The sequence below is a fragment of the Bacillus sp. FJAT-25509 genome (assembly GCF_001420605.1).
In the GTDB taxonomy this organism is placed as follows: Bacteria; Bacillota; Bacilli; order Bacillales; family Bacillaceae_G; genus Gottfriedia.
Genome location: NZ_LJIZ01000013.1, coordinates 294,896 through 320,088, shown reverse-complemented (window position 1 = coordinate 320,088; position 25,193 = coordinate 294,896). Strand labels below are relative to the sequence as shown.

The window sequence follows — 25,193 nt, the reverse complement described above, 5'->3', positions numbered from 1 at the left end:
GTGAGGGGTAAATTCGACTTTACCCTTCACTCTTATTAAACTTATTTAGGACGATCAATCGTAAACATTTCTCCAACTTTAGCATAATCATTCCCTGCTAAACGACTAACTGCTTTTAAGCCATCTGCATCGATCCGTCCATTTTCATAAATTTCATCTTCTATATGAAAATAAACAACCTTGCCTATTAATAAGTCGCAAGCCTCATTATCTTTTCCTAATGGAATTGCTTGCTCTAAAATGCATTCCATTCGAATTTTTGACTCCTTCACTCCTGGAACTGAAACCATTACACTTTCTACTGGGGTTAACCCTGCTAATTTAACTTCGCTCTCAGTAGGTGGCAATGCAGCAGCTGTTTTATTAATCGCTTCAACATTTGATTCATCAACAATATGGACAACGAACTCTTTTTTCTCAATCGCATTTCTAGCTGTATCTTTTTGTTTACCGTTTTGTCGCTGAACTGATACAGATATCATAGGTGGATTAGACGTTACGATGTTGAAATAGCTAAATGGTGCTCCATTTAAGACATTCTCATTTGATTCAGTTGTAACAAAAGCAATTGGTCTTGGAATAATCCCACCAATTAAGAACTTATAATTATCACGATCACTTAAATCCGCTGGAGAAAAAGATTTCATCATTATTGCATACTCCTTAAAAGTTATTTTTGTACCAATCAGCTGCTGCTTCAATTTCCGATCTAGTTAAGCTATGCCCCATGTTTTCCCAATGAGTAACGACTTTTGCGCCAGCCCCGTCTAACAATGATGCTAATTCTTCCGTTTCTTGTGGTAAACAAATTGGATCATTTTTTCCTGCACCAATGAAGACTGACACATCTTTCATATTTGGTAATTCTAGATCACGAATCGGTACCATCGGATGCAATAGCATTGCTCCTTTAAATACATTTTCATAATGGAACAGTAAGCTACCTGCAATGTTTGCACCGTTTGAATAACCAATTGCGATCATATTGTTTGGTTCAAATCCATGTTCTGCGGAAGCCGATTCAATAAACTCTTTTAATTCTTTTGTACGGAAAACTAAATCTTCCATATCAAATACACCTTCAGCTAATCGCTTAAAAAAACGTGGCATTCCATTTTCGCTCACATTACCTCTTACAGATAAAACAGAAGCTTCATCATCGATCATACCTGCGATAGGTAATAGATCCAGTTCATTTCCACCTGTACCATGTAATAATAAAAATGTTGGTTTTGATGGATTACTTCCTCTATTAAATACGTGCTTCATCGTCATTCTCCTTTCACTTCTCTAACAACAATTGGTTGTAAGTGATTTTCTATTATTTCACGATGTGGTTCCTGCCACTTTGGTAGCATTAACTGTTCTCCTAAATGGTCAATATCCTCATCAATCATAAATCCTGGTGGATCAGTTGCAATTTCAAATAATAGGCCACCATTTTCACGAAAATAAATAGCATTAAAATAATTTCGATCTTTTACTTCAGTAACTCCATAATGATTGTCATATAACTTATCTTGCCATTTTACATGTTCTTCATCATTACTTGCCCTCCATGCAATATGATGGACAGTTCCTACTCCCATAGCGCCTCTTCCTACTGCTGCTAATTCAATATCGATAATATTTCCAATATCACCAGCAGCCTTAAAACGTAAATAGTTACCCTCTTGACCTAAGCATTCTAATTCCATTACGTTTTCCAATAATTCAGCTGTTTTATTTGGTGCTCCAGAATATAAAACTGCACCACCAAACCCTTTAATTGCTACATCCTTTGTAACACCATTAAATTCCCAAGTATTTTCCTGGCCAGCATCCCTTCCTACTAATTCAAGCTGTAAGCCATGAAAGTCTTCAAATTGAAGAAATGTTTCTCCAAATCGACTTACTTTTTTTGTTTGAATTTTAAAAGATGCTAAACGATTTTCCCAAAATCCCATTGAGTTAGCTGGGATTAAAAATGTTGTGATTCCTACTTGCCCACTTCCTACTTTTCCTCTATATGCATTAGCCCAAGGGAAAAAAGTCATGATCGTTCCTGGTTTTGCAGATTCATCTCCAAAATAAAAGTGATACGTACCTGGATCATCAAAATTAATTGTTTTTTTCACAAAGCGTAAGCCTAAAATCCCAGCGTAGAAATCCATATTTTCTTGTGGATCACCAACTATCGCAGTGATATGATGTATACCTTTCATTTTTTCCATAAACTCTCCTCCGTTCTAATTCATTATTTATTTAATTTCCTTAATAAAGTAAGTAATTGTAATTGCTCTTCTTCAGTTAATTTACTGAATTGAGCTTGTTGAAACTCATCCTGTGTAGGAACGATTTCTTCATACATTTTGTGACCGATCTCTGTTAAAGAGAGATATTTGTTTTTCCATTCTACTTCTCTTTTAATCCATTGAAGCTCTTCCATTTTCTTTAATAGATGAGTCACATTTCCTTTTGTAACAACTAATTTATCGGCTAATTCTTGCTGAGTAAGACGCTTATTTCGCCCAACATGGACTATTACATCAAATTGAGCAGTCGTCAGTCCCCATTTTTTCAATTGATTATTTGATTCTCTAACATTTTTAAGATAAAAACGAGCTAATCGAAACCAAAGTAATACTGCTAAATTTTTTGATTTGTTTGCAGAAGCTTCATTATGACTATTTAACATTTTTTCACCTCTTTGATTCGATCTTGTTATCAGTTTAATACTAAACTGATAACTTTGCAAGTAGATTGTTTTTTATCTAAATAAAAACCTATTTTCTAAAATTACTTTCGAATTCATATCTATTTCATACCTTAAAATACTGTATTACACTACTTCTTCCATTAATCTTAAATTCCCTTTAATTTCCTTCTTTTATTCTTTTTTTAATTAGTGATGTTATAATTATGTTTAATTTCAATAACTAGAAAGACAGGTAAATTGATGAAAAAAAGATTACTTAAGATAAGTGCAAGTATTCTAATTTTGTTTCTGATCTTATTTGGATCGTACAAGCTAATGAATGCAAGATCTTTTCAGCTTTTTGGTGGGTTAACAAACGAAGTACACACTAACCAAAAAGTAGTGGCTTTAACATTTGACGACGGTCCAACCAAAAACGTTGATAACATTCTTCCACTTTTAGATCAATACAATGCAAAAGCTACTTTTTTTCTAATCGGTAATGAAATTGAAAAGAATCCCGAGGAAACTAAAAAAATTGTGGATGCGGGACAACAAGTTGGAAATCATACATATTCTCACGAAAGAATGGTGCTAAAATCACCTTCATTTATCAAAAATGAAATAGAAAAGACAGATAAACTAATTCGAAAAGTTGGCTATAAAGGGGATATTGAGTTCCGTCCACCAAATGGTAAAAAACTATTTGGGTTACCGTATTACATGCATAAACATAACCGAGAAACGATTACATGGAATTTGGAGCCAGATACTTTTTACACAAATCCTGAAGACAAAATAAACTACGTAAAGAAAAATATTAAACCGGGTTCAATTATTTTAATTCATCCGATGTACGATAAAACTGGTAAAGAATTAGCAACAATTAAGGGGATATTGGATTTATTATCGAAAGATGGATATAAATTTGTGACAGTGAAAGAGCTTCAGAAGTTACAAAAAGACAAGTAGCATCAAGCTCCTTGTCTTTTTATATATTGATTATCGTTTTTCTTCTTTATGGAAAATTTAGTGCTTAAACTAAAGACTAAAACTCCTAACACAGTGCCAAATGTATTTAATAATATATCATCAATGTCGCATGATCGATAATTGTATCCGAGGAAAATTCCTGTGGTTCCTTGGATTATTTCAATCCCTAAACTTACAGTAAAACCAACTAATATCGTTTTACTTTTCATAATTTTAGGATATAGGACTCGCAAAGCAAATCCTAATGGCATAAATAATACAATATTTCCGCCAACTTGCTTGAGAGCAATTGAAAATGATCCATATCTTATTGAATCTACAACTACTTTTAAAGGGACAAAATTATTTGTATATCCCAAGTGATCCTCAATCATGACCTGAATTAGATATTTTTGATAAGGAAATGGAAACAAAGTAATATCGACGATACATGTAATGTAGATTCCAAAGATGATCCAATATAAATATTTTAGTAGAGTAATGTAACCTTTAAAGTATCTATAACCAAAAAATAAAATGATTACAGTCATGATAAAGATACTTGGATATAAATAATTTAACAATACTTTCCTCCCCTTCACCTTCCAAGGAATAAGAAACATCTTGCAGTGTTTCGTTTTTACCATTTTTTACCACAATTTATTATACTATATCAAAATCACTTTATTTTATATAGTTCATCGAATCAATTTTGATATTTCCATATAAGTCAGGTGCTTATTATTACTTTCACAATTGAGATAAATATAAAACTTTGAATATTACTTGAAAAAAAATCCAAAATAATACTGGTACATTTTGAAAACATTTCAAAGGAGACATCTAGATGAAGAAACAATTACTAAAATTCACATCTCTATTTTTATGTTTTGCACTAATTTTATCCCCTATTAAATCCAGTGCCGAACAAATGGATACTCGAGCTCATGGAAGATGCATAAGTAACTCAGCATGTAATTTCAAAGCTGATATGAGAAAGCTTTGGATGGATCATTTAATATGGACTAGTAAGTATATTGTTAGTGCTGTTGCTGGAATGCCAGATAAGGAAGTAGTACTTGCAAGACTATTAAGAAATCAACAAGATATTGGGAATGCAATTAAACCATATTATGGTGCTGCCGCTGGAGATCAACTTGCTAAACTATTAACCGAACATATTGTACTGGCTGGTAAAATTGTTGATGCTGCGAAAGCGAATGATATGGCAACTTTAAAAACATTAAACGATCAATGGTTTAAAAATGCAGATGACATTGCTGCATTTTTGAGTAAAGCAAATCCAAATTGGACAAATCAAGCTTTAAAAGACTTACTATATACACATTTAAAAATGGTAACAAATGAAGCTGTAACTAGAATAAAAATGGACTGGGACGGCAATGTGAAAGCATTTGATGCTGGTCTTCAACATATGATTCCTATAGCTGATACTATTTCTTCAGGCATTATTAAGCAATTCCCGAATAAATTTAAATCTTAAACAAACGTTTGATTAATTAACAAAAAAGATGAATTTAGCTCTAAACTAAATTCATCTTTTTTCTGCTTATTTTAAATCATGCAATCTTTCCATGATCCGTCTTTTTTTATAAAGCATTCTACCAGCCTCGCCAACATCTTCAATTGCTTGTTTATTTACATATGCACCAAATATTAAACCTGCAATTGGGACCATTTGAAACAGTTTCTTCCAGCCCATGTTATCTCGATATGTATAAAATACTTCTCTCCAACCTTCAATTTGAGAAAAGGCTTTTTTTCCTTCAATATTTGTTAACTCTTCTAATATAGCCTTTTTACCAACTATATCAGCAGATGTAAATTGCAAGCATTTAATAATGAAGACTCTCTCCATTTGATCATTTGGATCATAACCATAAGAAATCGCTATTTCTTGAAGTGTCTTTAATGTAAGTCCTAATAAAATTGGTATATCAATCGCAATCGTAAACATTCCACCAAAACCTGTTGTCGCTCCTTGGACCTTTGCAAATTGTTTACGACTAGCAATAAAACCATTCGAAACAAGATCCATTTGTTCAAGACTAAGTTGATTGACCATTTCCATTTCGGTTAATTCTTGAATAGAAAGCTCCTTACTCATCCTAGTTAGAGTTGAAGGAACACTTACTAAATATTGACCACCAGCATTCACATACTTAGATAGCTCATCTAAAATAACTCCAATCTTATCATGAATGAACTTAGGTGTAATTTTATCCAAAATCATAAATGGAATTCTACCAATTTTCTCCCAAAAAAATACGCTTTTTTGATCTTTTTCCCATTTTTCAATTTCATTAAGCTGCATTATTAGATACTCTTTCGTTTCCATAAACACTCCTAAAATTTTTAATCTGAACATAGTGACTACTAAAACTATAAAGCTTTTTGTGAAAAAAACCAAAAATAAAAAAGGGCTGTTCTTAGACTTACCCCTTTTACTCTTTTGAGTTAGTATTTTTCTTATTTTTGCTATTTTACTTACTCATGAGCACCTTATGAGTTAGCTTTTTTCTTATTTTTGCTTTTGTACTTACTCATCAACCCTCTAAGAGTTACTAAATTCCTCATTTTCACATTTTTACTTACTCATGAACCCTCTATAAGTAAGATGCTTTCATTTTCTTACCTCTAAAAAACAAGGTATCCCATAAAAAGTGGGACACCCTGTTCTAATGTTTAAAATGATCTTCATAATCAACCTAATAATCTTATCTTATCCGGGTTTCGAAGCATATAAATACTTCGATAACGATCTCCTTCTATTTCAAAACAAATTACGGTTGGCTCCTCGCCTTCACTTTTAACAATTAATCCAATTTGATTATTGATCAAAGCAATTTCGATTTCGGATGGAGAGTTTATCTTCTTCCTCACTCCAACAAGGAATGCAATAACATTTTTCTGTAGGTTGATTGGGCGAAGTGCAGCTTTCGTTTTGCCACCAGCGTCAGTAATTAGTACGATATCTTCCGTTAAAAGTGATATTAGCATTTCTAAATTACCTGTTTCAGCAGCTTCTATAAATCGTTTTGCAATGGTTAGCTCTTGATTTAGATTACGTTTTTCAACTCCATCCTTACTTTGGACTTTGCGTTGAAGTCTACTGAATATTTTACGGCAATTCAATTCGGTTTTATTTAAAATATTTGCGATTGTACGAAAGTCAAACTGAAAAGCTTCACGTAATACAAATACTGCCCTTTCGATTGGATTTAGCTGTTCAAGTAAAACTAAAAATGCATAGGTTATCGTTTCATCTAAAATCATCTTTTCCATCGGATCATCATGTAAATCTTCAGGTAAGTTCTGAATAATCGGTTCTGGAAGCCACGGTCCTATATAAACTTCACGTTTATTTTTTGAGGATTTTAATAAATCCAAGCAACGGTTTGTCATAACTTTACATAAAAATGCTTTTATATTATTCGGCTCTTCTTTTGTGATGGATTGATTCATCTTATGAACTGTGAGAAAAGTATCCTGTACCAAATCCTCCGAATCCTCAACCGAACCTAGCATACTATATCCTATTGAAAATAAAAGTGGTTTATATTGAGAATATAGATAATCTACTTCCATGGAGTATCTTCTCCTCTATCTTAAATTAGTTGAAGTTCGAGCTTCTCATTTATAAGTTTAGTAGCATTTTTAGCGCTCTTTAGTGATGCATTCAATAGAAGTTCTGTCTCCCCTACCCAATCCCCTGCAACGTAAATACCTTCTATGCCCAATTCATTATTTGATAAATTGTTGCCTAATTTATCAAATGGCTTTTTTATGTCGTTGGATACAATAAGCTTAGGAAGATAGCGACGTGAAATGACGTACTCTCTCCAACCTGGTTGAACTAAATCAAGTAAACTTTCAAGCTCTTCCTCATCTTTTGCAGAATCTGTTTCGTTGACCGAGTTTAAATATTTCATTATATGGACTACACTTTCGCCTTCTTTCGATAATTTAGCTACTGTTGAATGATTTGAAAAATACCATGGTTGATCTACACCTAAAGCAAAGTTGAGTTTTGGATTCGGTAAACCATTCATCACAAGGTCAAGGCATGCAGCTTTTACTGGCACCATTTGATTACATTTTTGTAAAAATGAATCTGAGACTGGCTCATCTATTAACTTAACTAAATCAATTGGGTTAATAGTTGATAACAAACAGCTAGTGTTGATCCTAGTATCATTTTTCAAGATAAGATTTATGTTTGGATAAGAGCCAGTAATTTTAGATACTACTGCACTATTTTGAATCGTAACACCAAGTTGATTCGCCTTTTTAATTAGGTCGTTAACAATTGATTGCCATCCGTCATTTATATACAATACTTTAGCACTACGAAGCTGGCCAATTGCCACTCCTGCACTTATCATTTCTGAATTACTTGTAAAGGTAGATACGCGTACAAAGGCTAAAATTAAATTCTTTATACGGTGACTTGTTATTTTTCTATTTAAATATTCTTCTAAAGTAATATGATTGATCTCATCTAAGTCCATTTTACGAATATGTCGGTAAAATCGAATAAATTCCATTTTTTCTTTCCATTTTAAATGATTACCCAAAAATAAATTAATTGCCTCTATTATTTTCATTTGTTTAGATTGATCTCCAAGAATAAATGCCCCACTCAATTTTGGAAGTTTGCCTGAAACAGTAACACCTACTTCATTTAAAATTTCGATACAGTTTGTATATAGTGCGTGTGCTCCAAGATTTAAATGTGCATCGCCAATTGTATTAGAAATACCTCTCCCACCTAATTTAGATGCTTTATCCAATAGAAGTACTTTTTTACCTGCTTGAGCTAAGTAGATCGAAGCAGTTAACCCCGCAATACCACCACCTAATACAGTAACATCCCATTTTTGATGACCATCTATTTGATTTAAATTCATAATATTATCTCTCCCTTTCCTTTTCTTCATTAATTAAGACGAATGAAATACAAAAAATGTGACATATAGTAGAGCAGGACAAAGAAAAAATAATTATTTTATATTAGCTTCGGACGGGCTTATTTCATTTCTCTCGAATAGTGATAAACAGAATTACATAAAATTACTTTGACAGATAGAGTAATTATTGTTAACATTACTCTATCAGATAGAATAATATTATAGAAGGTGGATTTATGGTTAGAAGTGATATCATACGCGGGCATCTTGACTCAATCATATTAAAGCTCATTTCTGAGAAAGACCGCTACGGATATGAGATTTCTCAAGAAATTGGTTTACGGACAGACAATCGGTTTCAAATAAAAGAAGCAACATTATACGCTGTATTTCAGCGCTTAGAAAAAAAAGAATTAGTGGAAGCTTATTTTGGCGATATTACACACGGTGGAAAAAGAAAATATTACAAAATTACTTCATTAGGTAAAGCATATTTAAGTGAATTAGTAAAAGAATGGCAGGAAGTAAAAGAAATAATTGATTTATTCATGGAGGAGATATAATGAAAAAAATTAGAAATCATATTGAAGAACTATTTAAAGATGTTCCTAAAACTGAACAATCAGAAATAGTTAAGCAAGAGATCATTCAAAACTTAGAAGAAAAAGTCATGTTTTTAATGGAAAATGGTAAGGAAGAAGAAGACGCTATAAACAAAGCAATTGTAGAATTTGGTGATATTGAGGAATTAAAGAGTGAACTTGGTGTTAGAAAACCAGATAGCAAAAAGTCAAATTTTGCAAAGCTAAATTTATCTTACTCAATTTGGGGTAGTGGTTTACTAATCGCTTTTTTCTTATTTATTAATTTTTACTATACTCCAAAGACTATATGGTTTGTGTATCCAACCTTTGGATTATTATGGTGGCCCCTTTCAATGTATTTCTACTGGCAACGTAAAAAGTGAGGTGAATATCAGTGAAAAATTATATCGGTTTTGCAACTGCAGGCTGTATTATGACAATGGTCTTTTTTATGCTCGTAAATTTTATTACATCTCCTAACACGATTTGGTTCATTTACCCATGTTTTTTCATTTTATTTTGGCCAATTAGTTTATACTTCATTGGAAAAAGATCGATGAAGCAATTCTCACTCTTTGGCAGTATCGTACTCTTAGCATTCTTGTTAACGGAAAACTTAATTCACTCACCTGATTATCTTTGGTTTTTCTATGCTGCTTTCCCTATTATTAGTTGGCCAGTCTTCATGTATTTAGGTAAAAATGCTAGAACTTTACCGATTGCTCTCCTTGGCAGTATCATTACAATCGCATATTATGGGTTATTGAATTTTATCGCTTCTCCAGAATATCCTTGGGTCATTTATCCGGCATTCGCAATTATTTGGTGGCCATTATCAATTTATCATGCAAAAAGAAAAGCGTTTGTAGCTTTTTCTTTTACAGCTAGCATTCTAATTAGTATTTTCTTTATCATTGTAAATCTCATTTCATCCCCAGATACAATTTGGGCTGTATATCCAATATTTGCAGTTATTTGGTGGCCTCTAAGTATGTATTTTTATAGTTATAAAAAGAAACAAATATAGATATTAATTGTACGCTCCTGAGCTTGGTGGACTTCAAATTATGCGGTCCTTTTTATTTTTATAAAGAGCAAAAAGCGATTCTAATAAAGAATCGCTTCATAGACAAAAGCTTATTCTGCTTCAGAAACCAATGTAAATCGTTCATTTAAGTGTTGAGGATTTTCAATTTCGTCTAGTAATGCAATTGCATAGTCAGCATAACTTACGTAGCTATTACCTTTTTTATTAACAATAAAATTGTCTTTTCCTTTTTGATAAGCTCCAGTACGCTTACCATTCGGATCAAAAAATGCCGCTGGACTAATAAACGTCCACTTAATATCAGTTGTTTTTTGTAAGTCGTGAAGATGTTTTGTCATATTTGATGCAGTTGCATAATATTCTTTTGGAAATTCAGGTGTGTCCACTAATTGAATCGTTTTGTCTTCATCAACATACAAGCTTCCTGCTCCACCAACTACGATTAATTTTGTATCTTTGGCATCTTTTAACGCATTTATTAAGACATTCCCAGCTTCAATATAAAGATGCTCTTGACCTTCCGCTGCTTTAAATGCATTTACAACAACATCAAATTGCTTTAAGTCATTTGAATTTAAATCTAATAAATCCTTTTCCAACACTGGTACTTCTTTATTCGTTAATTTAGAAGCACTTCTTACGATTGCTGTTACCTCATGGCCTCTTTCTACCGCTTCTTTTAAAATAAGATTTCCTGCTTTTCCTGTTGCTCCAATTATACCAATTTTCATCTTTTTTCTTCCTCCTAAAATTTAAGTTATTTTGACCTCACAGTTGTAACAAAGGAGGTTACAACCACTTTAAAAAAATATAAATAATATACAGATGTAACAAATCTAGTTACATCGTTAACAAAAAAAATTGAATGATATTATCCAATTTTTTTGCTTAATACTGTAACTAATTCTTCCATAGTAACTTCGTCCAGTATTTTTTCCATTGCTTCTTGTGCTCGATTTAAGATCAGCTCTAACACTGCTTGAATATTTGCACCGACTGGACAATTCGGATTCGGTTTATCATGAAATTGAAAAAGTTCTCCTTCATCTACAACTTCAACCGCTCTATAAACATCTAAAAGTGTAATTTCACTTAAAGGCTTATGAAGTGAAGCTCCACCAGTTCCTCGACGGACTTGAATTAACCCAGCATTCTTAAGTTTTCCCATTACTCTTCTAATTACGACTGGATTCGTATTTACACTTCCTGCAATCCATTCGGAAGTACAAAGCGTGCTATTCTCCATCGTAACTAAAGATAAAATATGAACAGCAACGGTAAAACGACTACTGATTTTCATAGGATTCAACCTCCGATGTAACCATTATAGTTACAACAATTATTATATGTCAATACTATTTATTTTACACAAACTTATGATCAATTTATATTTTTTTATTTAATAAAGCCAAGTTAAACAGCAGAAAATCGTTAACAGCTACTATTAGAGGTAAACTTACACCAGTGCCATAGTAGTTAAAATTTATTCAAAAATGGATAAAAATGGTTGAACAATTATAATAGCTAACTTATCCTTAAGTTATTAAGAAACATTAATAAAAGGGTGAAGAAAATGAATGGAAATGATCTTGCTTATCTAATTTGCTTTACGATTATAGGTTTGTTTTTACTTGGTTTTGGTATCATGTATAAAAAAGAAGCTCATGCAGATTTAAAAAACAGTGGTGTTGGAGGAAATGGCGTAAGCGGAATAGGTGCTATCTTGTTCTTCCTACCTCATTGGGTATATAAGGCAATATTTATCGCATTAGGAGCATTCCTAACGATTGGAATTTGGTATGTTGTGTTTTTTTACAATAAATAAAAGACTTTCCATTCAAATCTAAAGAGCACAAAGAACCAATAAGAAGGGAGCTATTAGTATATAGCTTCCTCCTTTACTTAATAAGTGACATAATTCCTAAAACACCAATCATTAAACCCGCTATTTACTAATCCTAAGTGAAATTTCACATTAATCCATACAAAGCTATACCACCAAAAATAATAATAATCATACCTGATAAACGGTTAATTAATGTTAAAGACCGATCATTGATTCGAGATCTAAATAGCCCTACCCCACTGCTTAATATTACCCACCATAAACTTGAACCACAAAAAACACCTAATACTAAAATGATGGACGAAGCAATATTGCTATCTGAATTCGAAATTCCTAATCCTGCAAAAATGGCGATAAATGATAGAATCGTCATTGGGTTTGTCAGCGTTAAAAATAAAACCGATAAAAATGCATTAATCATATTTTTCTTCTGTGTATCAGATTGAGTATAGCTGGCTTTTGAAATAATTGTTTTTACACCTAAATAACATAGGAATATACCACCGATTAACTGAATCCAAAAATGTTGACCAATTAAAAAATTCATAATGATAGTTAATCCAAAGCCTGCAACTAAACCATAAATACCATCAGCAGTAGCAGCCCCAAGTCCAGAAGCTAAACCAACCATTCTTCCATACGCTAAAGTTCTACGGATACACAGTACCCCAATTGGGCCAACAGGTGCAGCAATTGATAGACCAATTAATAAGCCTTTAATATAAAATTCCAGATTCATGTTGCCCTCCCTACTCTATAGAAAATTTATGCTTTTGCAATGGCAGTCGAAAGGTTTCTTTCGTTGTATCTATTACAATCGTTGTTTTTGTTCTTATTACGCCCTTTAACCCTTTTATTTCATGACTAATTACTCGGTCCAAGTCTTTTGTATTTCTACTTCTTATTTTTAGTAAATAATCATCTTCACCTGCAATATGGTGACATTCCTGTACCTCATCTAATTGATTAACAAGTTCTAAAAAAGGAGCTCGATTTTCAGGTCGCTCAAGCGAGACAGCTACAAACGCAGTTAATTCACTTCCAACTTTTTCTGAATCAACTAGAACACCAAATCCTTTAATCACACCTTGTTCAACTAGTCGGTTAACACGTTCAGCAGTAGCCGGAGCTGACAAGCCAACCTCACTAGCTAAATCCGCCCACTTTATTCTAGAATTATCCATTAAATGATTAATAATTTTTAAATCGTAAGAATCCATACATATCTACCTTCTTTTTATAAGTATTAACTATATTTTACTTATTTTATGAAAGTAATTCAATAATTTAAAATAAAAAAACATCTAAATATTAACGTTTAATAAACATATTTATTTACTGGTACTAATAAGATGAAAAAGGAAGACAATCTTTATCGAAGGGGGCGTCAATTTATGAAAAGAGACCCGTTTGAATATCGAAAAAGACTAAGGGAAAGAGAACGAGAAAGAGAAAGAGAGCTAAATGAAGAAAATGAAAGAGAGCCTAATGAAGAGAAAGAAGTAAAACCCAAAGAAGAAAAGCCTCAAACACATGTACATGAGTTCGTAGCAAGTACTAAACTTGCAGAAGAAGGTGAAGACCGACATAATCATCGTTTTGCTGGAGTTACAAGCGAAGTCATTCCAGTAGGAAGACACAGTCATATACATCGAATTATAGTAAATACAGATTTTCTAGATCATCATCACGAGGTTATTATTGAAACTGGACCTCCTATTCCAGTAGGAAACGGTAAGCATGTTCACTTTGTCAAAGGAATGACAACGATCATTGATAATCATGAACACGATCTTGAATTCGCTACCTTAATCGATAGACCATTAGTTTAAGCCAATTGTAAAATTCAATTTATGTATATTTCTTTCACAATAATATACATAAGTCTATACCGAATTAATTAAGAGGGAGTCTCATAAGTCAGGTTAACTGACTTATGGACGCCCTCTTCAGTGTGTTTTATATTTAAAACTTAAAATAAAATCCTAAGTATTCCTCAATCCTTCAGTATTCATTAACACAATTCTCCATCCATCCGGGTCTTCAAATGTAGTACCTTTTCCGAGCCAATAAGGATTCTCAGGTTCAACGTCAATATAACCCATATTATTTAATCGGTTTTTGACAAGATTTATTTCAGCTTTATGAGGTATATAAAATACTAAAAGATTATCCTTTGTTGGGGCAGGACATGGGCTTCCATCAATATGTTGAGTAAATTCTAAATGGTATTCAACATCAGGTAATCCAAACATGATCCCATCATACCCATTATGATTTTGAAAACTGCCCACTTTTTTTAATCCAAGCCCTTCACCATAGAATTTACTTATTTCAGCTAATTGGTTTGTAGGTCTTGCAATTCTAAATTGAACCCAGTTTTTCATTGTCATCACCTTATCCTTTAATAATTTGATGCTACCCATTCTTCATTTAGCTTTTTTGTTATTTGTGTATAGAGCTTCAATTCTTGAAATAAGCTATCAACTGAATATGATGTGTTTTCTTCTAACGCAGTACCTTCTGAAATAAAATCTGATGGATCAATCACAACTTGTTTCGATAAAACATTTGCATACAATGCTCTTAAAACAATTCTCATATTGTTAAGTGCATTAATTCCACCCTTTCCTCCACCGGATACAGCCAATATTGCAACTGGCTTATCTTTAAAATGCTTACTACCTAAAAAGTCAAAAGCATTTTTTAATGCGCCGCTCATTCCACCATGATATTCCGGTGTTGCAATGATCATAGCATCAGCATTTTCTAGCTGTGATCTTAGCTTTTGGATATTTGCTATTTCATTTTGTTCTTCTTGACCATTATAAATAGGTAATACCAGTTCACTTAAATCAATTGTTTTTACATTGTATTTTTTCGAGATGATTGTAGTTAATTTACCTGTACGCCCTTCTTTTCTAGGGCTACCATTTATCATTATAATATTCATATTTTCCACTCCTTTAATCTGTACCTTTAGTATAGTCAATTACTAACGTCCAAACTTCAGTCGTTTGATAGAACTTTTCTACACGTTTAGGAGTATATAAAAATAAAAAAAATCTACAACTAAAGTTGTAGATTTCAAACAGATAAACGGTCAGTTTCTCGATTACTACGATCTTGATTCATTTTTTGATAAACTTTAATATTTTGATAAACTAATTCAAGTAATTTAGCAGTTATACCCTTTTCCTTTGCAAGTTCTAGTAAATACCCTTGCAAATGATCCCCTTCTACTAAGGAACCTTTTTCCATATCCCTCTGCAAAGAGGACTTCATATCATATCCAAGTGCATCGATTGATTTCATATGCTCATCCACAATACTTTCAGAAATCGGTGCACCATGGGACCTCATAATATTAGCGCATTCTTCAAATAATTCACGGATCGTAGCTCTTCCACCATCACTTTCTCTAATTGGACCAATAGGAGCACGCATAAGTGATGTAACACCAGACATTACAGTAATAAACAAATATTTATGCCACATATCACGTTCAATCTGTTTACTATGGACAAATTCAGCTTTTGAACCGTTAAATGCATCAGCAATTCTTTTAATACGGTCAGTTTCTTTACTTAAGAATTCACCAAATACAAGTCTAGATGCTTTACTTGTTTGAGCAACTTCCCCAGCTTCATTCAAAGTTGTTTCAATAAAACATAAACCGCCTATAACCTTTGCTTCACCAAAGGCCTGTTTTAAAGGATTTAGATGAGCAATCCCATTCAAAAGAGGTAAAATAACAGTTTGATCACCTACAAACGGTTTTACATCCAAAATAGCATCGCTTAAATGATATGACTTAGTCGAGAAAAGCACAATATCAAAAATCTCTGCAGGACTCTTTGCCGAAATTAGATTCGGTTGAAATGAAAAATCACCATTAACACTACGAATGACCAAACCATTTTCCTCTAGCTGCTTTTTCCGATTAGCTCGTACTAGAAATGTAACATCTTCACCCTTTTCTACTAAGCGTCCTCCAAAATAGCCGCCAATTCCTCCAGCTCCTAATACAAGAATTCGCATCAAACTCTTCCTTTCTATTAAAAATTAAAAATCTGAACTTGCTAATGTCTATTTCAAAATCCCATTTCGAACTGCGTAAAGTGCCAGTTGAGTTCGATCTTGAAGCTGAGTCTTTGCTAAAATATTCGAAACATGAGTTTTTACAGTTTTTTCTGTAATAAATAAAGATGCTGCTATTTCTTTATTACTTTTTCCCCTCGTTATTTCCTTCAATACATCCATTTCTCGTTTTGTTAATTTATCTTGAAATGACTCATCGTTCTTCGTTTCTATCTTCCCAGTTAAAGCAGAAACTAATTGCGTCGTAACCTTTGAATGAAACTGTTTTTCCCCATCATGTATCTTTCGGATTGCGGAAACGAGCTCATCTGGGTCACTATCTTTTAAATAATAACCAGCTGCACCCGCTTCAATAGCAGGTAAAATATGATCTTGATCATAAAAACTAGTTAATATCATTACTTTTACAGCTAAACCCTCTATTTTTATTCTTTTGGTTGCCTCAATTCCATCTAGAACTGGCATCGCTAAATCCATGATAACAATATCAGGTCTTAACTCTTTTACTAAGCTTAATGCCTCTTCTCCGTTCGATGCTTCTCCGATAACCTCAATATCATCTTGCGTATTTAAGAAGAAAATAAGTCCTCTCCTAACTACATGATGATCATCAGCAATTAATATTTTAATAGACATAAAACTCTCCTTCTTAAAAAGGGATATTCGTCGTAATTTTTGTTCCTTTATTCAAATCACTTTCAACTAAAAACGACCCTTTTATCGATTCGACTCTTTCCTTCATGCTTTTCAAACCTAATGTTGGGATTTGTACGTCCTTTGGGCATATAAAACCTACACCCTGATCTCGAATCGTCATTTTTGCTTTCTTAGTACTGATTGATAACTGTAAATATACCGTATTTTGTCCTGAATGTTTTCTACAATTATTAAACGCTTCCTGACCTACACGCCATAACGTTTCTTCTATTTTAGAAGGTAAGATCGTTGTTCCTTTTATATTAGTAATTACTTTTAATCCTAGCATTTCACCATAGTTAATTAATGCGCTAACTATTCCTTTTTCAATACCATGTGGCCTAAGCTGCCATATTAAAGCTTTCATTTCTGCTTGCGCTTCTTGGGCAATTTGTTGAATATGATTAAAAGTATCCTTTAACTTCGGACTGTCGGATACATTTGCACCTGCTTTAGCAGTTACATTAATTGAAAACAATAATTGACTAACTGAGTCGTGTAAGTCCTTAGCAAGACGATTTCGTTCTTGAATCAACTCAAACTCTTTTACCTTTTCAGTTAATTGAATTCGTTTAATTGCCGTTCCAATTTGCAACGCAACTGCACCTAGTAAATTCAATTCTTCCTGATCAAATTTTAATTTATTAGAAGCAGCAACATTTAATAAACCAAAAGATTCTTCACCTGCTTGCAGTGGTACAGTCGCATGATGGGTGACACCATTTGTTTCTCCCCAATTATGAATAATTGAGTCTTCTAATCTTTTACATTCCATAATGTTTGATGCCTTATTAAGTCTGCCTGTATTATATTTATTTACACACCAACAATCTCCATTGCACATTGGCTTAGCTTCTTCGTTCATGAGAGCTGGGGGTAATTCATGTGAAGCGACTAATTCAAAATCTCCATTTTTATCAATTAAAAAAATCCATCCTGTATCTAGACCCGTAACTTGAACTAATTTGGCTAAGGCACAATTGAGGGTACTGTGTAAATCAGTACCCTCGTTTAATATTTCTGCAATTTCTTTTAATACTTGTAGCTCTAAAAGAAATGATTCTTTTTTCATACTTATGCTAATTCCTTCATTCGACGATCAAGTTGTTCAAGCACCATCGGCCACGCTTGCTCGTGTTGGTCTCTTGATAATTCATCTGGGAATCCCGCATGTGTCAATTTAATAACTGCTGCTCCACTTTCATCTGTAGAAAACTCTACAGTGACTACAGTCTCTGCTTTTGATCCTGAAGTGAACCAAGTAATCTCTACAAGTTGATTGTGCTCAAGCTTTAAAAAGCGACCATAATGAGGATGACGTTTATCTTCAAAATGCGTCTCAAAGAAAAATACAGAATTAACCTCTGCCTTCATAATCACCGAACCTGGCGCAGCAAACCAATCTCCAAATCTTTTTGTCCAAGCCTCATACAATACATCTATTGAATTTTCCATTACTCGTTCCACAGTGAGACTATGTGGTCTATTCGATAAATCTGGATAACTAATAATATTCATATTAATCCCTCCAAAAAGTTAGATAGTTATTCATTTTCATTAATAATAGCTAGCATTTGGTGATCTTCCCACTTCCCATTTATACGGACATTTTTCTTGGCAATGCCCTCTTTATGGAAACCAGCCTTTTCTAATACCCTAATTGAACCAATATTATGAGGCATTACACCTGCTTCAATGCGATGTAATTTTAATTCATTAAAGGCATATTCTACAACTAACTTTGCAGCTTCAGTTGTATATCCTTTACCATTTTGTTGTTCATCTAAAGAATAACCAACAAAACAACTTTGTAAATCTCCTCTTAAAACCTCTGCTAGCATCGTAAAACCTATAAAAGCATTTGTTTCCTTTAAAAAGATACCAAAGCCATAATACAGATCATTGTCGCTTTTCTCTTTATATGACTTAATGCGATCCTGCTGAGCTTCCAAAGTATAGAAACTCTCGTCTTTTATATATGTAAAAGGTTTAAAAAACTCTCTATTTCGAACTTCGTATGATAAAAAATCCTCAGCATCTGCGACTTCTAACTGTCTTAAATATATATTATTACCAACTAATTGCATCTGTTTCCTACACTCCCTAATTTCCCTGCTTTTCCTGACCCATTAAACGCCTGTTGCCCATATTATTCTTGGATCAATCTTACGGACTAGACGGTACGCTATCGGTTTAAAACCATTTTTTGGCCAGAATCTCGAGGATTCTAAATTCGTTATTCTCCAATCTGTTTCGCACAGTTTATAGCCTTCTTTGTCAGTAAACGTAAGTCCATGCTGTAGTAAGGCCGTGCTAACGCCCATTCCGCGAGAAGTTTCGACCGTTGCTCCCACTACTAAACTAATGCAAGATTCAGGTGTTAATAAATTCTCATCAGATGCTGCCGCTGATTCAAATACTTGAAAACCTACAATCTCATTTTTATAGAGAGCTAACCATAAAGTTGCGGCTTCATCATTAATGATTTCTGCGTAACCTTCCTGATAGTCCTCTCTTTCTTCAATAAACCCTGGTGCAAATACCGGTGATTTTGCTTGGTGTTCCATGATCACAGTTGCTAATTCACGTACTCTTTTTTCATCTTCACTAGTAGCCACTCGAATCTGTATATCTTCAAATACTCTTTCCGACGAAACTGACAAATCACGTATTCCATGAACCTGCTCATAAGCAAATCCTAAGTGAAACCATGCATCTAAAGTCGACTTATTTCCACTTGGAACCATTACATAATGATTAAACGAACCAAGCTCTACCATTTTCTTCGCAAACTCTACATATAACTCACGATATAATTCTGCATCTTCACTTTCTGCTATCGCCATCCCTGCATACTTAATCCAAGTATGACGTTCTCGATTTTTATCTGTTTGAATTGACCCAATCATATAGCCAACTAACTCCGAATCATTCATCGCTGCAATACCAAAACTATCCTTTTCATTAAAAAGCGCCTCAATAGCTTTCTTAGCATATGTAGCCTCTTCAAATTTAGATGGTAATTCAGAGTTTATACTTCGGTCATACATATGACGGATAGCCAAGAGACTAGCCGCTTCATCTAAGTGTATATTTTCGAATGCGATAAATTTCATAACAAACCTCCTTGCAACTTTTACAAGTGTAACTACTTAATAATTCCGACTATTTAAATTATCATTTCATTCACTCATTACTAGTTCCATAAAAAGTTCACTACTTCCTGCTTATAGCTGGATATGCTCTCTTTCATCTAGTAAAATTCAGCAACAATCCCATGTGTATAGGACATTAGTAAAATCCTTTTTTAACAAATCCTCTTTTTTAATAAAGAAATTCGCTACACCAACATCGCCAAACATACATTCAATCGTATCATCACTATCAATTTGTAATAACAAGATAGAGTGATTTTCAGTTTTTTTAACATAATCTCTTGGATCTGACTGAGTAAAGTATGGATACCCTCCAATTCGATGACCATCTCCACTAAAGTATTCAAAATAAAGCTCACCTAGCTCTTCATAATCCTCATGATCAATTTCTGCGTCAAACGGTACGTCAAAGTCGATTTTCTCAAAGTCCATTGCTTCAGGGGATATTGGTTGAGCTGTTAATTCAAAATGCATTGCTGCTTCTATTCCAATTGGAAATTCATCTTCTACAGTTATAAAAGAGAAGTCTTCAATTAGGTTTGTTTCATTTAAATTTTCATGATAGATAACCCTAAAGCTTTTTTGACTTGTTGGATGTTCAAAATCTTGCCCATACAGATCATCAATCGCTATATAAAATTGAAGTAACCCCGATGTTGGAAAATTTTCTATTTTAGGTAACTCAGAAAAATTAATCTGAGCAAGTAATTTCATAGGCTCCTCGTTTTCATCCTTTGGATACTCCATACTAGATGGAAAATAAGGGTCTCCTGAAAATTTACTTTCTATTAAAGAAGTCTTTCTTACGATTGGTTCAATTTCAACTGAATCTTTAAAAGTAGACTCAATTGTTTCTTTATAAATCTGTAACTCTTTCGGTAACTTTAATTGTTTAACCACGGGGCACCTTCTTTTGTATTTGATAATTAAATCATATCAATTTTAACAATTTAATTCTCGATAAATCTCTGATTAAAAGTAAAAAACCACTGTTTATATACAGTGGTTAGCAATTATTTCTTAATGAAATTCTAAAAACTCGACTCTGTTCCCAAATGGATCATTAACAAAAAAGCGAGTACGACCTTCTATTGGTGGTTCCTCTTTGATTTCAAAGTTGAGTTGAAGGAGTTGCTCTCTTAATGCCTCTATGTTTGTAACAATTAAACCAGGATGAGCTTTTTTAGGTGCTATAAAATCTTCTTGAATACTAATATGAATTTCTTGATTACCACAAATAAACCAGCATCCACCTCTGCCTTTTAAATTTTCCGGCTTTGGCAATTCCTTCATTCCTAAAATTCCATTATAAAATTTTCTAGCTTCGTCCTCTCCACCCTTTGGACAAACTAATTGAATATGGTCAATTCCTTTTACTTCAAATGCCATTGATTAGCACCTCTCTCATTATGAAAAGTTTATATCTTTAGATTACCAGAACTAAAAAATAAGAAAAGCATTACCTCTATAGAAGTAACGCTTTTCCCAATATTCCAACTTATCAAACTAACTTTAAGCCATTTGTAATAAGATTCTTTAAAGAATCTTCTTTTCTTAATGCTTCCAATTCAGCTTTTAATGGTTCAACAATTTGCGCTAATTTAGCATTAACTGTAGCTATTTCAAGTAATTCTAATCGTAATAACCAATCACTTTGGTGTTCACGATTAAGTTCGTTATGCACAGCAATTAGTTTAGAAATACAGTCATCACAGAATGTATTCTTTTCTCTAATTACTCTAACTTCTTTATATAATTTTTCTAATTCAGTTAATTGAGCTGGTGTTTCCATTACGAACTCTACTTCTTTAATTGAATCACTAAAGTAAGCCGTTGGATCTGCTGCACCAGGGTATGCTGATTCAACTCGAGAACCAACTGCCATATCAAAAGTTCCCCACTCTTTTTTGAATAATTCTTTTCCTTCGTAAGTAACAGTGCAGTCTTCAAATGAGATTAATGCAACTTTATCTTCATTTTTAATGATATTCACAATTCTTCCGGAAGCGCTTACATTGCTTAAGAATTCTAAATCAACAAAGTTCCCTATGACAATACCTAAATTTTTAAGTGCAGCATCATTACATTCTTCTAATTCAATATTTCCTTTTAGAAGTCCAATTGGCGTACCAAATCCTTTAGCATGGTAGTCTTTTCCGTGACCTTCTAATTGCTTATTGTTTATTGAAAGTGCTGTTTCGCCAGTTGTATTAACGTAAATTGCTTCACCATTTTCGTCTTTAACGATTGCATGAACAATACCAGTTACACTTAATCCAGAATTTAATTCAAATGTAGCAACAGTTTTCGATTTAAGAGCTTTATCTAAACTTTCAGTGCCACCTACACGGAATGCCATAGTGCTTGCTAATTCCTCAGCACCTTGCATTAATTCATCGAAATCTTTGCATACAAATAATTGTGCTTGCATTTCAGTTATATTTTTCGGTTGTAATGTAGAAGCTTCAATAGAGAAAGGTAATCTTTCAACTGCATCTGTAAAGCAATGTGTGCTTTCACCTACTGATGATAATAAACCAGCACCGTAAATTTTTGGATTATCTAGTTCACCTATTAAACCATATTCAACTGTTCTCCAGAATACGCGTGAAATTTTTTCAGCTTCTGAAATTCCAACAATTGCTTTTTGTCTTTCTTCAACTAATCTTTGTGCAGCAGCTTTTTCTTCTGGAGTCGATTTTGGATCTTCCATTACAATCGTTAAATTTCTAACTGCTTCAAATAGTTCTTGTTTTTCTTTTGTAGCAAATGCCTTTGCACCAATTGATCCAATTTTTTGTACGTACTCTCTAAATACAGGATCAAATAATATTGGCGCGTGTCCTGCAGCCTCATGAATAATATCCGGAGCAGGTGTATATTCTATATTCGTTATTTGTCTAATTTCAGTTGCGATTGGTAAAATACCATTTGCTAATAGTTCAAAAAATGCAGCGCCTGGAATTAATCCATTAACGATTCCTGCGCCCCAACCGATTTTTGAAAGGCTCTCGTTCATTTCAGCTACATTTGGAATTTTTTCCGTTTCAATTCCTGACATTTTTAGTCCATCGACAAATGCAGAATGTGCTTTATCTTTTAATGCGTGATGATTTTGTCTCATTACATAGCGCCATACAGCATGATCAATTGGCGTGTAAAGATCATAATTTTGCTCCGATAAGTATTGTTTCAAATGAGGTGGTATTATTTTTGTTTCAAAGGCTGCTTCTTTCATGTCATCAATTCCCCTTTTTAAAATTATTTCACTTAAAAATCTATTACTCTACTTTCTTAAAAATACCCGTTCTATCTATATCTTGCTAAAAGCTTTTTTGAGCATTTTTAAGCAAGTTTCCATCATTTAACCATTTCTACTTTTTCCAAATTACTCCTTCTTTCTACAAAATCTTTTTTTTTTCGGTATACATAGTCATAATCAACCAAACACATCACTCCTTTCAAACACGAAATGTGGAAGGCGTTTGCTAAAGCCCCGACAAGCATAAGACAAAGGCCGATAAAGGTTGGTTTTTACCTTATTGGACTTTGGCTTATGACCTCGAGGGGCTAACGCCTGGAACTAGACAACACGAAATGTGGAAGGCGTTTGCTCAGCCCCGACAAGCATAAGACAAAGGCCGGTAAAGGTTGGTTTTTACCTTTATTGGACTTTGGCTTATGACCTCGAGGGGCTAACGCCTGGAACTAGACAACTCAAAAAAGACAAGCTTATGTTTTACCTTAGTTCTTCTCACACTAGTAGCATATTCCGTTACATCTATACATGAATCCAAGATTTTTGAACATAAAAAAATCCCTACTGTTTGCACAGTAGGGACGAACTTTAAATTCGCGGTACCACCCTAGTTATTAGCTGTTTTACTAAAACTTACTAATATCTTCATTTCATAACGGCTCTTCACCGTCTTCCCCTCACAATTTGTTTCGAAGAAGAAGCTCGTGGATTGTAATTCATGACGTTTTATGTACTGATTTGCACCAACCATCAGCTCTCTGTTACAGGGAAAACTTCACTACTTTAGTTCCATTCATTGCTTATTATTATTTAATTAAATTATATTCTTAAAATAAAAAAGTCCCTACTGTTTGCACAGTAGGGACGAAATATTCGCGGTACCACCCTAAATTATTAGTATTAAAAACGATACTAATATCTTCATTTCATAACGGCTCTTCACCGTCTTCCCCTCACAATTCGTTTCGAGGAAGATGCTCTAGGATCGTAATTCATGTGTTCTATGTACTGGTTTGCAGCAACCACCAGCTCTCTGTTACAGGGAAAACTACACTAATAAAATTCCTATCATTGCTTTTCGCGATTCAATTAATACATACTTTATTCCTATTTTCCGTAAATGTCAACACTTTTTAATGTCCATTTTTCCAGAAGCTTTATTATCCGGATATAGTTTCAAATCATTATCTTTAGAAAAGACTGTTCAAAATGCACCATTTAACCCCATAAACTTATTCAAGAATTCGTATCCTAATTTATATAAAAACAACACATTTACCCTTTCGTTCTGTACAATCTAAACAATGATTTAACAATTAACATATTTAAAAAGTTATATTTACTTTTTTATATTTATTTCATGCTCACATAGAACTAACAAAAAAACATTATATTAATATATTTCATTCCGAGCGCACTTAATAACTTCTCTTATAAATGGTTCTTTTTTCTTTGTATAAGTTTGACGATCATATTGATATTCCTTAACGAGACTCTTTTTTAGATACAAATAATCTTCGGCAATTTTAGGATTCTCTCTCAAGTAATCTCTAAATAATAATTTTTCAATCCATTCTTTACTTGTATGTTCGCAAATATGTAAATGACAAGTACCTTGTCCCCATAAACCCTTTCTAAAAAACCTTCTATCTGTAAGTTCCGGCTTTGGTACATATTCAAAATCAATTGTGCTTAACGGTTGAATTAGCTCTTCAAAATCTTCTAATTTAGTTACCCCAATCATAATATCAATTATTGGTTTTGCTCCTAATCCTTTAATTGAAGTACTTCCAATATGTTCAATTTGAATTATTTTTTGGGGTATGGCGGATAGAATTTTCCCCTTTTCTTCTTCAAATTGTAGTTCCCAATTAGGATCATAATTTTTTATCAAGACATTTGCTCTTGTCACGTTTACACCTCT

The 25,193-nt window shown here is 33.2% G+C and carries 31 protein-coding genes and 2 other annotated features; of the genes, 7 read left to right on the top strand and 24 right to left on the bottom strand.

Features of this window, described 5'->3' with window-relative positions; genetic code table 11:
- Positions 1-41 precede the first annotated feature (41 nt).
- The 4 genes from AN960_RS08855 to AN960_RS08840 are packed head-to-tail and all read right to left on the bottom strand — an operon-like array spanning position 42 to position 2,677.
- On the bottom strand, positions 42-647 hold the full coding sequence (locus tag AN960_RS08855; RefSeq protein WP_056469986.1) for a flavin reductase family protein: 606 nt from the start codon (positions 645-647) through the stop codon (positions 42-44).
- Between the two features lie 16 nt (positions 648-663).
- Positions 664-1,269: an alpha/beta hydrolase gene (locus AN960_RS08850; RefSeq protein ID WP_056469783.1), complete on the bottom strand. Its 606-nt coding sequence runs from the start codon at positions 1,267-1,269 to the stop codon at positions 664-666.
- 2 nt (positions 1,270-1,271) lie between these two features.
- Entirely contained in the window at positions 1,272-2,213 is a 942-nt protein-coding gene (locus AN960_RS08845) for a ring-cleaving dioxygenase (protein WP_056469780.1), read from the bottom strand.
- 23 nt (positions 2,214-2,236) lie between these two features.
- A complete protein-coding gene (locus AN960_RS08840; RefSeq protein WP_056469776.1) occupies positions 2,237-2,677 on the bottom strand; it encodes a MarR family winged helix-turn-helix transcriptional regulator in 441 nt (146 codons plus the stop codon).
- A 261-nt stretch (positions 2,678-2,938) separates the two neighbouring features.
- Between AN960_RS08840 and AN960_RS08835 the strand changes: the two genes are divergently transcribed.
- The gene (locus tag AN960_RS08835) at positions 2,939-3,649 is read left to right on the top strand and encodes a polysaccharide deacetylase family protein (RefSeq protein WP_056469763.1); all 711 of its coding nucleotides are present in this window, start codon (positions 2,939-2,941) and stop codon (positions 3,647-3,649) included.
- A 2-nt stretch (positions 3,650-3,651) separates the two neighbouring features.
- On the opposite strand, the gene AN960_RS08830 is transcribed toward AN960_RS08835, so the two are convergent.
- Entirely contained in the window at positions 3,652-4,233 is a 582-nt protein-coding gene (locus AN960_RS08830; protein ID WP_056469760.1) for a VanZ family protein, read from the bottom strand.
- A gap of 263 nt (positions 4,234-4,496) precedes the next feature.
- Here AN960_RS08830 and AN960_RS08825 point away from each other — a divergent pair, with 263 nt between their 5' ends.
- Entirely contained in the window at positions 4,497-5,153 is a 657-nt protein-coding gene (locus AN960_RS08825) for a hypothetical protein (RefSeq protein WP_056469757.1), read from the top strand.
- 66 nt (positions 5,154-5,219) lie between these two features.
- Here the strand turns inward: AN960_RS08825 and AN960_RS08820 are convergent, their stop codons facing one another.
- From AN960_RS08820 to AN960_RS08810, 3 genes are all read right to left on the bottom strand, one after another.
- On the bottom strand, positions 5,220-6,008 hold the full coding sequence (locus tag AN960_RS08820; protein ID WP_056469754.1) for an EcsC family protein: 789 nt from the start codon (positions 6,006-6,008) through the stop codon (positions 5,220-5,222).
- A 365-nt stretch (positions 6,009-6,373) separates the two neighbouring features.
- Complete coding sequence (sigJ, locus tag AN960_RS08815; protein ID WP_056469752.1) at positions 6,374-7,258, bottom strand: RNA polymerase sigma factor SigJ; 885 nt, start codon at positions 7,256-7,258, stop codon at positions 6,374-6,376.
- A 20-nt stretch (positions 7,259-7,278) separates the two neighbouring features.
- Complete coding sequence (locus AN960_RS08810; protein WP_056469749.1) at positions 7,279-8,580, bottom strand: FAD-dependent oxidoreductase; 1,302 nt, start codon at positions 8,578-8,580, stop codon at positions 7,279-7,281.
- Between the two features lie 236 nt (positions 8,581-8,816).
- On the opposite strand from AN960_RS08810, the gene AN960_RS08805 reads away from it, so the two are divergent.
- Genes AN960_RS08805 through AN960_RS08795 form a run of 3 tightly spaced genes read left to right on the top strand, consistent with a single transcriptional unit; the run spans position 8,817 to position 10,191 of the window.
- A complete protein-coding gene (locus tag AN960_RS08805) occupies positions 8,817-9,143 on the top strand; it encodes a PadR family transcriptional regulator (RefSeq protein ID WP_056469746.1) in 327 nt (108 codons plus the stop codon).
- Positions 9,143-9,547, top strand: a complete 405-nt coding sequence (locus tag AN960_RS08800; RefSeq protein ID WP_056469743.1) for a permease prefix domain 1-containing protein — start codon at positions 9,143-9,145, stop codon at positions 9,545-9,547. Before AN960_RS08805 ends, AN960_RS08800 begins: the two co-directional genes overlap by 1 nt.
- A gap of 11 nt (positions 9,548-9,558) precedes the next feature.
- A complete protein-coding gene (locus AN960_RS08795) occupies positions 9,559-10,191 on the top strand; it encodes a hypothetical protein (protein WP_056469740.1) in 633 nt (210 codons plus the stop codon).
- 110 nt (positions 10,192-10,301) lie between these two features.
- Here the strand turns inward: AN960_RS08795 and AN960_RS08790 are convergent, their stop codons facing one another.
- The gene (locus AN960_RS08790; RefSeq protein WP_056469737.1) at positions 10,302-10,943 is read right to left on the bottom strand and encodes an NAD(P)-dependent oxidoreductase; all 642 of its coding nucleotides are present in this window, start codon (positions 10,941-10,943) and stop codon (positions 10,302-10,304) included.
- Between the two features lie 140 nt (positions 10,944-11,083).
- Complete coding sequence (locus tag AN960_RS08785) at positions 11,084-11,512, bottom strand: Rrf2 family transcriptional regulator (protein ID WP_056469736.1); 429 nt, start codon at positions 11,510-11,512, stop codon at positions 11,084-11,086.
- Between the two features lie 273 nt (positions 11,513-11,785).
- On the opposite strand from AN960_RS08785, the gene AN960_RS08780 reads away from it, so the two are divergent.
- On the top strand, positions 11,786-12,037 hold the full coding sequence (locus AN960_RS08780; RefSeq protein WP_056469733.1) for a hypothetical protein: 252 nt from the start codon (positions 11,786-11,788) through the stop codon (positions 12,035-12,037).
- 145 nt (positions 12,038-12,182) lie between these two features.
- On the opposite strand, the gene AN960_RS08775 is transcribed toward AN960_RS08780, so the two are convergent.
- Both AN960_RS08775 and AN960_RS08770 read right to left on the bottom strand, forming a co-directional pair.
- Positions 12,183-12,797: a LysE family translocator gene (locus AN960_RS08775; RefSeq protein ID WP_056469730.1), complete on the bottom strand. Its 615-nt coding sequence runs from the start codon at positions 12,795-12,797 to the stop codon at positions 12,183-12,185.
- Between the two features lie 10 nt (positions 12,798-12,807).
- Positions 12,808-13,278 (bottom strand): Lrp/AsnC family transcriptional regulator, encoded by a 471-nt coding sequence (locus AN960_RS08770; RefSeq protein ID WP_056469727.1) that lies wholly within the window; start codon positions 13,276-13,278, stop codon positions 12,808-12,810.
- Positions 13,279-13,452: 174 nt separating this feature from the next.
- Between AN960_RS08770 and AN960_RS08765 the strand changes: the two genes are divergently transcribed.
- On the top strand, positions 13,453-13,890 hold the full coding sequence (locus AN960_RS08765; RefSeq protein WP_082459443.1) for a YmaF family protein: 438 nt from the start codon (positions 13,453-13,455) through the stop codon (positions 13,888-13,890).
- Between the two features lie 153 nt (positions 13,891-14,043).
- Here the strand turns inward: AN960_RS08765 and AN960_RS08760 are convergent, their stop codons facing one another.
- The 12 genes from AN960_RS08760 to AN960_RS08705 form a co-directional block, all read right to left on the bottom strand.
- Positions 14,044-14,445, bottom strand: coding sequence for a VOC family protein (locus AN960_RS08760; protein ID WP_056469717.1), 402 nt, complete (start codon positions 14,443-14,445; stop codon positions 14,044-14,046).
- Between the two features lie 17 nt (positions 14,446-14,462).
- Positions 14,463-15,011, bottom strand: coding sequence for an NADPH-dependent FMN reductase (locus AN960_RS08755; RefSeq protein WP_056469714.1), 549 nt, complete (start codon positions 15,009-15,011; stop codon positions 14,463-14,465).
- Positions 15,012-15,145: 134 nt separating this feature from the next.
- Positions 15,146-16,099 (bottom strand): 2-dehydropantoate 2-reductase, encoded by a 954-nt coding sequence (gene panE, locus AN960_RS08750; protein WP_056469711.1) that lies wholly within the window; start codon positions 16,097-16,099, stop codon positions 15,146-15,148.
- A gap of 48 nt (positions 16,100-16,147) precedes the next feature.
- Entirely contained in the window at positions 16,148-16,795 is a 648-nt protein-coding gene (locus AN960_RS08745; protein ID WP_056469707.1) for a response regulator, read from the bottom strand.
- A 13-nt stretch (positions 16,796-16,808) separates the two neighbouring features.
- Entirely contained in the window at positions 16,809-17,927 is a 1,119-nt protein-coding gene (locus tag AN960_RS08740; RefSeq protein ID WP_056469705.1) for a GAF domain-containing sensor histidine kinase, read from the bottom strand.
- 2 nt (positions 17,928-17,929) lie between these two features.
- Positions 17,930-18,373: an SRPBCC family protein gene (locus AN960_RS08735; protein WP_056469704.1), complete on the bottom strand. Its 444-nt coding sequence runs from the start codon at positions 18,371-18,373 to the stop codon at positions 17,930-17,932.
- Between the two features lie 26 nt (positions 18,374-18,399).
- Positions 18,400-18,942, bottom strand: a complete 543-nt coding sequence (locus AN960_RS08730; protein ID WP_056469703.1) for a GNAT family N-acetyltransferase — start codon at positions 18,940-18,942, stop codon at positions 18,400-18,402.
- A 42-nt stretch (positions 18,943-18,984) separates the two neighbouring features.
- The gene (locus AN960_RS08725; RefSeq protein WP_056469702.1) at positions 18,985-19,971 is read right to left on the bottom strand and encodes a GNAT family N-acetyltransferase; all 987 of its coding nucleotides are present in this window, start codon (positions 19,969-19,971) and stop codon (positions 18,985-18,987) included.
- A gap of 147 nt (positions 19,972-20,118) precedes the next feature.
- Positions 20,119-20,910: a YwqG family protein gene (locus tag AN960_RS08720; protein WP_056469701.1), complete on the bottom strand. Its 792-nt coding sequence runs from the start codon at positions 20,908-20,910 to the stop codon at positions 20,119-20,121.
- Positions 20,911-21,030: 120 nt separating this feature from the next.
- Positions 21,031-21,399, bottom strand: a complete 369-nt coding sequence (locus AN960_RS08715; RefSeq protein WP_025568995.1) for a VOC family protein — start codon at positions 21,397-21,399, stop codon at positions 21,031-21,033.
- A 112-nt stretch (positions 21,400-21,511) separates the two neighbouring features.
- A complete protein-coding gene (locus tag AN960_RS08710) occupies positions 21,512-23,248 on the bottom strand; it encodes an aromatic amino acid hydroxylase (protein ID WP_056469696.1) in 1,737 nt (578 codons plus the stop codon).
- A gap of 595 nt (positions 23,249-23,843) precedes the next feature.
- Positions 23,844-24,075, bottom strand: a binding site (T-box leader).
- 51 nt (positions 24,076-24,126) lie between these two features.
- Positions 24,127-24,350: a binding site (T-box leader), on the bottom strand.
- Between the two features lie 312 nt (positions 24,351-24,662).
- Positions 24,663-25,181, bottom strand: a complete 519-nt coding sequence (locus tag AN960_RS08705) for a GrpB family protein (RefSeq protein WP_056469695.1) — start codon at positions 25,179-25,181, stop codon at positions 24,663-24,665.
- Between the last annotated feature and the right edge of the window lie 12 nt (positions 25,182-25,193).